Genomic DNA, 8,753 nt, shown 5'->3' with positions numbered 1-8,753 from the left:
CGGTAGTCCGCCAGGCGCGCAGCTTCTTCCGGGCGTGAGGCGAGGTAGGCCTCGATCTCCTGCTGGCGTGCGGCCGGCAGCTGGCCGTCCAGCCAGGCGTGCAGCTCGGCTTCGGTGACCGGCGTGTCCGCGTCTTCGGGCCTCATTTGACGACCTTCAAAGTGGGCCGACCCGCGACAGCAGCCGCGGACAGCACCGGTTCGTTCATCAGCTGCCGCAGCCGCTCGCGGCCCCGCGACAGGCGCGACATCACCGTGCCCATCGGCAGGCCCAGTGCCTGCGCCACGTCCGCATAGGCCATGTCTTCCAGCGCCACCAGCAGCAGCACTTCGCGCTGCTCGGCCGGCAACTGGGCCAGCGCGCTTGCCAGGTCCCGCAATGCCAGGCCTTCGGTTTGACGCGCTGGCTCGGCCTGCTCCGGCAGCGCCTCGCCTTCGGCCAGTGCCACGATGTTCAACCGGCCGCGGCGGTGGCCGTCCACGTGCAGGTGGTGCATCAGGCTGAACAGCCAGGCCCGCATGTCGGCCACGCCGCGCCACAGCCCGGCCTTGGCCCAGGCACGCTCCAGCGTGTCCTGCACCAGGTCGTCGGCATCGTCACGGTTGCCGGCCAGCGCCCGCGCATAGCGGCGCAGGCGCGGCAGCCAGGTCAGCAGTTGCTGCGGGTCGTCGTGCTGCACGTGCGGGCGCGGCCGTCCAGGATCATTCCGGAATGATGTGCCAGACGTCCTTGAACTTGTCGCCGCTGCGCTCGCCGGCGGCCTTGTCGGCCTCGTAGTAGTACAGCGGCTTGCCCTTGAAGGCCCATTGCTTTGCGCCGTCGTCGCGCGTCACCAGCGTGTAGTCGCCGCTGGGCATGTCGCCTGCTGCGGCCACCAGCGGCGGCCAGAGCTTGGCGCAAGGGCCGTTGCAGACGCTCTTGCCGCTGCCGGCGGTGTCCTTGTCGAAGGTGTAGAGCGTCATGCCGTTCGGGCCGACCAGCGCGCCCTTGCTGAAAGCCGGTGCGGCCGCCTGGGCCAGGCCGGCCAACGCCATCAGGCTGCTCATCAGCCCGGTCGTGAACACCAGGCGCCAAGTGGTCTGCATGCGAATCTGCGTCATCAGAATGTCTCCCATCGGTGAGTGAACCGCCCCGCCCCCATGGCGCGGCAGCCGCTCACTTTGACGCAGACGGGCCCGGCGCGGGGTTTATTCCACCGGCCGCGAAAAATTTCCCGGCGGCTCGGCGCCACGCAACGCCATGCCTTCGCCCGGCCAGGCCTGCTGGCCGGCTTCGCCGAGCACGGCTTTCAGCGCCGCGAGCGAACGCGGCTCGACGACAGGCGTGGGGTTGTGCGCCGCGCGGAATTCGGCGGCCATGCGGTAGGCCGCCTGGCGGATGCGCATGATGGCGCCCAGCGGCCGGTGCGCGGCCAGCGCATGCCAGGGGCTGAAGGACATGCCATCATCGATCGCCACCGACAGTTCCCGGCTCCAGCCCGGCTGAGGCCCGGCGCGCAGCATGGCCACCGGCACATACGGGCTCAGCACCTCGGACCACGGCTCGGACGGATCTTCCAGCGGCATGCGGGCCAGGTCGGTGCACAGCTGCACGCGCAGCTCCCACGCGCCGCCCTCGCGGGCGAAATGCGCCTCCACCGCCAGCCTCAGCGCGTCATGGTGGGCGTCCAGGTCGACCGGGTGCTGGCGCAGCGCGAGCAGCGAATCGTCCACCGGCACCAGGCAGAACTTGGCCATGTAAGGGCCCCACAGCACCGGCAGCTGGCCGTAGTAGCGGTCACCCAGCGGGTGCGTGGGCGGGTGCGCGCCCAGCGCCTTGAGCGAGTTGAGCTCGGTGTCGGCCTTCTCGGCCCAGCGCTCCAGCCCGCGCAACACCACCGAGAGCGCCTGCTTCAGGCTGGGCAGCCTGTCGGTCGTGGCGGCCACCAGCTTCACGCTGCGCAGGAACTGGCGCGCGCTCTTGGCGCTGAAGTTCGGGCTGTCGACCATCAGGAAATCCTGCGTCGTGTCGCCCTCCGAGCCCGGCACCCGGTCCCCCGGCACACCCACCAGCTTCAGCGCGAAGCCACGCGGCGTGGACACTGCGTCATGCAGCAGGTCGCCCGGAATGGTCGACAGCCGCATCACCGCCGGATAGCGCCCCGGCTGTGAGAACACGCCCTGTGCATAGGCCGGCGGCAGCTTGTCCAGGACTTCCATTTCCCCCAGCAGCAGCCCGTGGCTCTTGGCATGCACCGAGCGGTACGCGTGGCCTTCATCCTTCAGCACCTTCTCGCTGATGCCGCGCATCGCCGCGACCAGCGCCTCGCCGGTCCTCTCCTCGTCTTCTTCCAGGAACTCGAACGAGGGCTGGTAACGCAACGGTTGCAGCGTGAACGGATCCGGCAGCTTGGGGTCATCCAGCGTCGAATCGTGTGTGGCGTGCGCAGCGGCAGGCAAAGTCATGCGCGGCTCCTCGGCAGTGAAACTGCGCCAGCCTAGTCTTCCGCCAAAAGGCCGGACGTAGGACGGCGCCGCGATCACGCCAAGGTCCCTTACATCCTTCTCGAACAGCAACACCCGCCCGGCGCCGGGGGAATCGACAATCGCCCCGCACCCACACCCGAAGTCCCCCAGCTGATCACATGCGCCTCCATCCCCGGCTCCTGGCCACCGCGGCACTCACCTGCTGTGCCACCGTCACCGCCCCAGCCCAAGCCCAGGACATCACAGTCAGCTGTGCAGAAAGAGGAAAGCCCGGCCCCATGGCCCAGCCGCTGCTCGAAGAGGTGAACCTCCTGCGCACCAACCCGAGGGAATACGCCAAATTCGTCGAGGAGCGGCTCCGCAACATGGACGCGCAAGGCTTCTACAAATCGGAGGGCGTGTCCTACGCCAGCGTGGAAGGCCGCGCCGCCGTGGCGGAAACCATCGCGTTCCTCAGGAAGGCACAGCCGGTCAAGCCACTGGTGCTGTCGAACTGCCTGTCCAACGCCGCGCAAGGCCACGTGGCCGAACAAGGCCCCGAGGGCGCCACCGGCCACTACAGCGCAAACGGTGCCAGCCCTTCGGACCGCGCCACCCGCCACCTGTCCGGCACCGCTTACTGCGGTGAAAACATCAGCTACGGCATGCCCACACCGCGCGACGTCGTCATCCAATTCGTGGTGGACGACGGCGTGCCCACCCGTGGCCACCGTGAAAACCTGTTCAAGGACGACTACAAGTCCGTGGGCTTCGGCTTCGGCCCGCACAAGAAATTCGGGTTCATGGCGGTGGAATTGATGTGCATGAATGCCATTCGGTAGAGGAGGGCCAGTTCCCTCAGACAGCGCCCTGCGGCACGGCGCGCTGCACACGCAGCCGGAGACCGTCGGCTTCCTCCGTCACTTCCAGACGCGCACCAGGATTGAGCCCGAGCCGGCGACGCATGTCTGCCGGCAGCACCACCTGACCCTTGGATCCCGCATGCCGCCAAATCCACCCAGCCGGAAGACGCCTCGATGCGACGCACGCAGTGGGCGGAGGGCGGCGCCAGCTCGTGAACTGGTTCACGGTCTTGTTGGCTTGCTTCCAATGGGTGACGGTGATCGTGCGATGGGTCACGCAACTGCTTTTTGAGCCACCAAACGCAGGCGGCCTGCAGTTACAAACCGCACCCTTGCTGCCCATTCGGGTTGCGGCAAGTCATCCGTGAAATTCATTGAGGAGGTCGATATGCAAAAGTACGCCGCAGAGTTTGTGGGCACGTTCTGGCTGGTGCTGGGCGGTTGTGGAAGTGCGGTGCTGGCTGCCGCGTTTCCAGGGGTGGGCATTGGGCTCTTGGGGGTGTCGCTGGCCTTCGGTTTGACGGTGTTGACCATGGCCTATGCGATCGGCCACATCAGCGGTTGCCACCTGAATCCGGCCGTCTCCATCGGGCTGTGGGCGGGCGGCCGATTCTCGGCGCGCGAGCTGGTGCCTTACATCGTGGCCCAGGTGCTGGGCGCCGTGGCCGCAGGCGGCGTGCTGTTCCTCATCGCGTCCGGCAAGGCCGGCTTTGACGTCGCTGGCGGCTTCGCATCCAACGGGTTCGGCGAGCACTCGCCAGGGGGTTACTCCCTGTTCGCCGCGCTGGTGTGCGAAGTGGTCATGACGGCCCTGTTCCTGATCGTCATCCTCGGCGCCACCGACGAGCGCGCACCCAAGGGATTCGCACCCATCGCCATCGGCCTGTGCCTGACCCTGATCCACCTGATCAGCATCCCGGTGACCAACACCTCGGTCAACCCCGCGCGCAGCACCGGCGTGGCGCTCTTCGTCGGCGGTTGGGCAGTCGAACAGCTGTGGGCCTTCTGGCTCGCCCCGATCGCTGGCGCCCTGATCGGCGCAGGGGTCTACCGCGTCATCGGCAAGCGCTGAGCGCCCCCTCAGACCAGAAGCTTCACGCCTGGCTTTTCAAGAGCCGCCCGGCAGCGCAGCAGCATCACCAACGACTCGCCGAACCAGTGCCTTCCGTTCCGACCAAACACCGGACATCGGCCAGATGGTCGGACAACTGTTCGGCAACTCCAGCGGCTACGAGCAGGCGGGCATGCTCAACCAGATTCTGGCGACGCTGGGCCCCGCCGCCGCAGCCTCTCTTGCCGGCGACGCGCTCAGCCGGGTGATGGAACAGCCGGTCAAGCCACTTGTGCTGTCGAACTGCCTGTCCAACGCCGCGCAAGGCCATGTGGCCGAACAAGGCCCCGAGGGCGCCACCGGCCACTACAGCGCAAACGGTGCCAGCCCTTCGGACCGCGCCACCCGCCACCTGTCCGGCACCGCCTACTGCGGTGAAAACATCAGCTACGGCATGCCCACGCCGCGCGACGTCGTCATCCAATTCGTGGTGGACGACGGCGTGCCCACCCGCGGCCACCGTGAAAACCTGTTCAAGGACGACTACAAGTCCGTGGGCTTCGGCTTCGGACCCGCACAAGAAATTCGGGTTCATGGCGGTGGAGTTGATGTGCATGAATAACATTCGGTGAAGTCGCCCGCTCGGCGACGATGCACGCCGATGAGCACCCCCTAGAACGACGATCGGCGCGTTCAACCGGTCGTCGGAGAATTCGCTTCGTTTGACCGTAAGACAACCCATCCAACACCCGCGGCAAACAACGTCAGTCAAATCACTGGAGGGAACCATGAACCGATCACTTTCGATCCTGGGTGCGGCAGCGTCTACGCTCATCGCGAGCAGTGTCTTCGCAGCGCATCCGCAGGCCGCTGCCGCACCAAGCAACACCGCTGCATTCAAGGCCACCGAGACTTTGGTCACGGCGGCAGAGCCCGACACGGGCTTGTCGACGCTGTACAGCAACTTCAGCAAGGACGCAGCAGCCGTCTACGACTGCTGCACTGGCTGGTCCGTCGCGGGTCCAGCTGTTTTCGATGGGGTGGCTTACGACATCGGCATGCCGTTCACCCCGCGCTTTGACGGCATCGCGAAGCGCATCAAGCTCGCTGCGGGCTACACCTACGGTCCCGACATTGCGGTGGTAAGCCTGCGAGCTGACGAGAACGGTCTGCCAGGCGCCGTGCTGAAGAAATTCGACATCTCTGACATCCCTCAATTCGGGCTTTGCTGCGAGCGCGTCTCTGGCGACCTGGGCAAGGGCGTCCTGTTGTCTGCGGGAACGCAGTATTGGGTGGTGATGTCGACCAAGAAGAAGACGCCCGACGCGGACATCGCATGGAACGCGACCGTCACCGCGTCGCCAACGCCCATCGCATACGCCAGGGACGGTGTCTGGTTCCCCGACGTGGGCCGCGCCTCGGCCTTCAAGGTGCTGGGTGTGCGTGCTGAGTCGAACTGATTCAGCGAGTACCTGACTCACATGCCTGCGGCGGTGACATCCCGCTGGCGCCGCAGTTCCTGCTGCGCCAGCCCCACATCCGTCACTTCAGGGATTCCATGCGCCATCCTTTCCTCGTCGCCCTGCTGCTGATCTGCCTCACCGGATGTTCGAGAAACAACGAGTCTTCGCAGGTTGCTTCTCGGATGAGTTTCGAGCGGTCCGGCACATCGGCAAAGGCAGCGCCAAATCGCCATCTTGCGGTCCAGCACGCCATCACCGTGGACGTCACGGAGCCGCAAATCGCCTCGGTGTATGAGGCGGGCCAGGCGGCCTGCCGGGAGGCGACATCCGAGGCTTGTGTGGTGCTGGAGTCGGAACTGACGGCAGGACGACGACCCTTCGCCTCGCTCAAGTTTCGCGCCAGACCCGCTGGTATCCAGAAGCTCATGGCCACCTTTGGCGCCCAAGGTGCCGTCACCAGTCAAACCTCCAGCGCGGAAGATCTGACGGCGCCGGTGGAAGACACGGCCCGAAAGGTGGCCATGTTGACGGAATACCGGGCGAAGCTGGAAGCACTGCTGTCACGCCCGAGCGCTGATGTAGACGCATTGATCAAGCTCACCAAGGAATTGGCTCAAGTGCAAAGCGACTTTGAAGCCATCAAGGCTCAGCAGGCCAACCTCATGCAAAGGATCGACACGGAAATTCTCAACGTGTCCATCTCCGCCACCGAAAACCGCGCGTTCCTGGCGCCGGTCAACACAGCGCTTGCTGATTTCACATCCAACCTTTCACAAGGTATTTCCGGCGCGATCACCGGCGTCGCCTACCTCGTGCCGTGGTCGCTGCTGCTGGCGCTGTTTGGGTGGATCGGCACGAAGCTATGGCGCCGCCAACGTCGTGCAAAGGCGAGGGCCTGAAGGTACGGCGATGACCAGCAACCAACACCGACTGTTGACAGCAATGCTGGTATCAGCGCTTGCAACCGCCTGCGCCAAAGGCGGCGTGACCTTTACCGTTCGCAACGCCGGGGACAGCGTGATGGCCGGAGTCGTCGTCCAGGTCACAGGCAAGGCGTACCCCGTGGGTGATTTGTTGCCTGGCGAATCAAAGTCGATGACGCTGGCGCCGACAGGCGAGTCCCACGTCGAAATAGCCCAGATCGGGAATCCTAAACTCGTCGTCGATTGCTATTTCGAGCCCGGCTACGAAGGCACCATTGAGGCGAGGTTGACGGAAACCAAAGTGGTCGCCGTCAAGAGCCAGTTGCGGCTCTCTCATTGATCCAATTGGAACTGTGAAAGCTTTCGAGGCCGCATAAGATAAGGGCTTGGTCTTGCAATCGAGGGCTAACGCCCTTGAGCTGCAAGGTATCGCCAAGGCTAAAGGCCTGGATCGGAACACACGAACCACTCCCATCGTTTTGAGCATACGACTCGTTGCGCGCCGGAATGACCACCCGAAGCTCAAATTCGGTCACGCGATCAACCTCGCTGGGAACTTCGTATCGCGCCAGGAGAAGGCCTGACCGTCCTCCTGAGAAATATGGGACCGGCTCTGGAACACAGGACAACTCAAGCGTCCTTTCTGCGCCGCGCAACACGATGCTGATGCGAGCGCCGAGATCGTACGTGGAAGCGACTGTTGGCAAGCAGCCGCGCGAGGCCAAACCAATGACATAAGTCCCGTCGGCTGGGTGAACCACCGACCCAGTGATCCGCGATGATTGCCGGAGAGGAACCGCCGGACAAGCAAAGACGGTCACCGGCCTTTTGAAGGCGCGCACCAGTGCCCGAAACCGGGCTGGCAGATTCTCTTGGTTAGGCTTCATGACAGTCGGCAAGCCTTGCCGCCAAAGTCTGCACGGTGACCCATCCTGTCGATTCTTGATCCATTACTCCTTCACCCGATACCAATACCGATACACCTCGCCAAACCCCAACACCTCATACAACTTGATTGCCCCGGCATTCGTGCCCGTGACCTGCAGGTACGCACTCTGAGCACCTTGCGCCCGCCCCCACGCCAACAACGAGTTGCAGAGTTCGCTGGCCAGGCCTCGGCGGCGCAGTGTGGCGTCTGTGGCGATGTCGAACAAGCCCAGCTGGCCATCGACCAGCACACCGAGGCCGCAGGCGGCCGGGCGGCCGTTCCGTTCGAGCAACGCGAACGCGCTGGGGTGCTGGATGGTTTGCAGCATCTGCAGGTGAATGGCCTGCTCGGGGCCGAGCTTGCCGGAGACGGACTGGAAGGCTTCCAGCCAGGGGGCGGCGTTCGTGGTGGCGGGTTGGGGTGCGGTGGCGTCTGCGCTGCTCAGGGGGCGGTGCATGACCAGCGAGGTGTCGACATGCTGGTAGCCGCGGGCAGCGAGTTCGTCGTCCAGGCCTTCGGGCCCTGCGAAGGACGTGAGGCGGAAGATGGGGCGCAGGCCGCGTGCCGTGAATCGCGCCTCGATGGCTTCGATCTGCGCGCGCGAGAGGTCTTGCGCCGCCGCTGTCGCGTTCGCCGAGTTGGCGCGCTTGGTATAGCCCTGGGCGTATCGCAAATGCCAGCCGAAGAGGTCCTCGTGTTCGAGACTCGGCCAGGCGGCGAAGGCGGCGGTTTCGAGGGCGTGCAGCGGCGACATCAGGCGGACCGGTGAAGCGACAGAAGCGTCGCATCATAGGGGCGGCTCGCTCCGCAGACCTTCCCGCAGCAGCGCCAGGTAACGCTGTGCCACGCTGCTCAGCGGGCGCTCACGGTGCCACACCACGTCCACCCACAGCGAGACCTGGTTGCTCATGTTGTCGAAGGCCAGTTCGACCAGTTCGCCCTGGCCGGCGGGCGGCAGCATGGAGCGGGGCAGGAAGGCCCAGCCCAGACCGGCTTCGACCAGGCGCACGGCCGCCATGTGGCTGCCAGCTTCCCAGCGGTTGGCCGAGTGCACCAGGCGCGGGTCGTGGCCGCCGGCCTT

12 protein-coding genes are annotated in these 8,753 nt (G+C 65.4%); 6 read left to right on the top strand and 6 right to left on the bottom strand.

All coding sequences use genetic code 11. The features are described from left to right. Positions 1-142: 142 nt before the first annotated feature. The 3 genes from FKP22_RS13160 to FKP22_RS13150 all read right to left on the bottom strand — a co-directional run bounded on the left by FKP22_RS13160 (position 143) and on the right by FKP22_RS13150 (position 2,444). Positions 143-679 carry an RNA polymerase sigma factor gene (locus tag FKP22_RS13160; RefSeq protein WP_141287941.1) on the bottom strand — a complete coding sequence of 179 codons (537 nt, stop codon included), beginning with the start codon at positions 677-679 and terminating at the stop codon, positions 143-145. Between the two features lie 22 nt (positions 680-701). Next, a complete protein-coding gene (locus tag FKP22_RS13155) occupies positions 702-1,100 on the bottom strand; it encodes a COG4315 family predicted lipoprotein (protein ID WP_170200884.1) in 399 nt (132 codons plus the stop codon). An 87-nt stretch (positions 1,101-1,187) separates the two neighbouring features. After that, the gene (locus tag FKP22_RS13150; RefSeq protein WP_231010139.1) at positions 1,188-2,444 is read right to left on the bottom strand and encodes a catalase family protein; all 1,257 of its coding nucleotides are present in this window, start codon (positions 2,442-2,444) and stop codon (positions 1,188-1,190) included. A gap of 299 nt (positions 2,445-2,743) precedes the next feature. Here FKP22_RS13150 and FKP22_RS13145 point away from each other — a divergent pair, with 299 nt between their 5' ends. Next, entirely contained in the window at positions 2,744-3,286 is a 543-nt protein-coding gene (locus tag FKP22_RS13145) for a CAP domain-containing protein (RefSeq protein WP_170200883.1), read from the top strand. Positions 3,287-3,302: 16 nt separating this feature from the next. Here the strand turns inward: FKP22_RS13145 and FKP22_RS13140 are convergent, their stop codons facing one another. Then, positions 3,303-3,584, bottom strand: a complete 282-nt coding sequence (locus FKP22_RS13140) for an AbrB/MazE/SpoVT family DNA-binding domain-containing protein (RefSeq protein WP_170200882.1) — start codon at positions 3,582-3,584, stop codon at positions 3,303-3,305. Between the two features lie 111 nt (positions 3,585-3,695). On the opposite strand from FKP22_RS13140, the gene aqpZ reads away from it, so the two are divergent. The 5 genes from aqpZ (at position 3,696) to FKP22_RS13115 (ending at position 7,084) form a co-directional block, all read left to right on the top strand. Further along, positions 3,696-4,379 (top strand): aquaporin Z, encoded by a 684-nt coding sequence (gene aqpZ / locus FKP22_RS13135; protein WP_141287938.1) that lies wholly within the window; start codon positions 3,696-3,698, stop codon positions 4,377-4,379. Positions 4,380-4,503: 124 nt separating this feature from the next. Next, the gene (locus tag FKP22_RS13130) at positions 4,504-4,980 is read left to right on the top strand and encodes a CAP domain-containing protein (protein WP_141287937.1); all 477 of its coding nucleotides are present in this window, start codon (positions 4,504-4,506) and stop codon (positions 4,978-4,980) included. A gap of 166 nt (positions 4,981-5,146) precedes the next feature. Next, positions 5,147-5,818 (top strand): hypothetical protein, encoded by a 672-nt coding sequence (locus FKP22_RS13125; RefSeq protein WP_141287936.1) that lies wholly within the window; start codon positions 5,147-5,149, stop codon positions 5,816-5,818. 98 nt (positions 5,819-5,916) lie between these two features. After that, entirely contained in the window at positions 5,917-6,720 is an 804-nt protein-coding gene (locus FKP22_RS13120; RefSeq protein WP_141287935.1) for a DUF4349 domain-containing protein, read from the top strand. 10 nt (positions 6,721-6,730) lie between these two features. After that, positions 6,731-7,084 (top strand): hypothetical protein, encoded by a 354-nt coding sequence (locus tag FKP22_RS13115; protein ID WP_141287934.1) that lies wholly within the window; start codon positions 6,731-6,733, stop codon positions 7,082-7,084. Between the two features lie 610 nt (positions 7,085-7,694). Here the strand turns inward: FKP22_RS13115 and FKP22_RS13110 are convergent. Together FKP22_RS13110 and FKP22_RS13105 are read right to left on the bottom strand one after the other, a co-directional pair. Beyond that, on the bottom strand, positions 7,695-8,426 hold the full coding sequence (locus FKP22_RS13110; protein WP_141287933.1) for a GNAT family N-acetyltransferase: 732 nt from the start codon (positions 8,424-8,426) through the stop codon (positions 7,695-7,697). Between the two features lie 33 nt (positions 8,427-8,459). Further along, the coding region (locus tag FKP22_RS13105; protein WP_141287932.1) for a LysR family transcriptional regulator substrate-binding protein at positions 8,460-8,753 on the bottom strand (294 nt) is incomplete at its 5' end.

The organism is Ideonella azotifigens, from assembly GCF_006519715.1.
GTDB lineage: Bacteria > Pseudomonadota > Gammaproteobacteria > Burkholderiales > Burkholderiaceae_C > Ideonella > Ideonella azotifigens.
Note: the sequence above shows the minus strand (reverse complement) of the source record. Positions and strands in the feature narration are given on the sequence as shown.

Bases quoted from the DNA above. Each gene is read 5' to 3' on its own strand.
- FKP22_RS13120 (WP_141287935.1), top strand. From the start codon at position 5,917: ATGCGCCATCCTTTCCTCGTCGCCCTGCTGCTGATCTGCCTCACCGGA.
- FKP22_RS13130 (WP_141287937.1), top strand. From the start codon at position 4,504: ATGGTCGGACAACTGTTCGGCAACTCCAGCGGCTACGAGCAGGCGGGC.
- FKP22_RS13145 (WP_170200883.1), top strand. From the start codon at position 2,744: ATGGCCCAGCCGCTGCTCGAAGAGGTGAACCTCCTGCGCACCAACCCG.
- FKP22_RS13110 (WP_141287933.1), bottom strand. From the start codon at position 8,426: ATGTCGCCGCTGCACGCCCTCGAAACCGCCGCCTTCGCCGCCTGGCCG.
- aqpZ (WP_141287938.1), top strand. From the start codon at position 3,696: ATGCAAAAGTACGCCGCAGAGTTTGTGGGCACGTTCTGGCTGGTGCTG.
- FKP22_RS13155 (WP_170200884.1), bottom strand. From the start codon at position 1,100: ATGACGCAGATTCGCATGCAGACCACTTGGCGCCTGGTGTTCACGACC.
- FKP22_RS13150 (WP_231010139.1), bottom strand. From the start codon at position 2,444: ATGACTTTGCCTGCCGCTGCGCACGCCACACACGATTCGACGCTGGAT.
- FKP22_RS13125 (WP_141287936.1), top strand. From the start codon at position 5,147: ATGAACCGATCACTTTCGATCCTGGGTGCGGCAGCGTCTACGCTCATC.
- FKP22_RS13115 (WP_141287934.1), top strand. From the start codon at position 6,731: ATGACCAGCAACCAACACCGACTGTTGACAGCAATGCTGGTATCAGCG.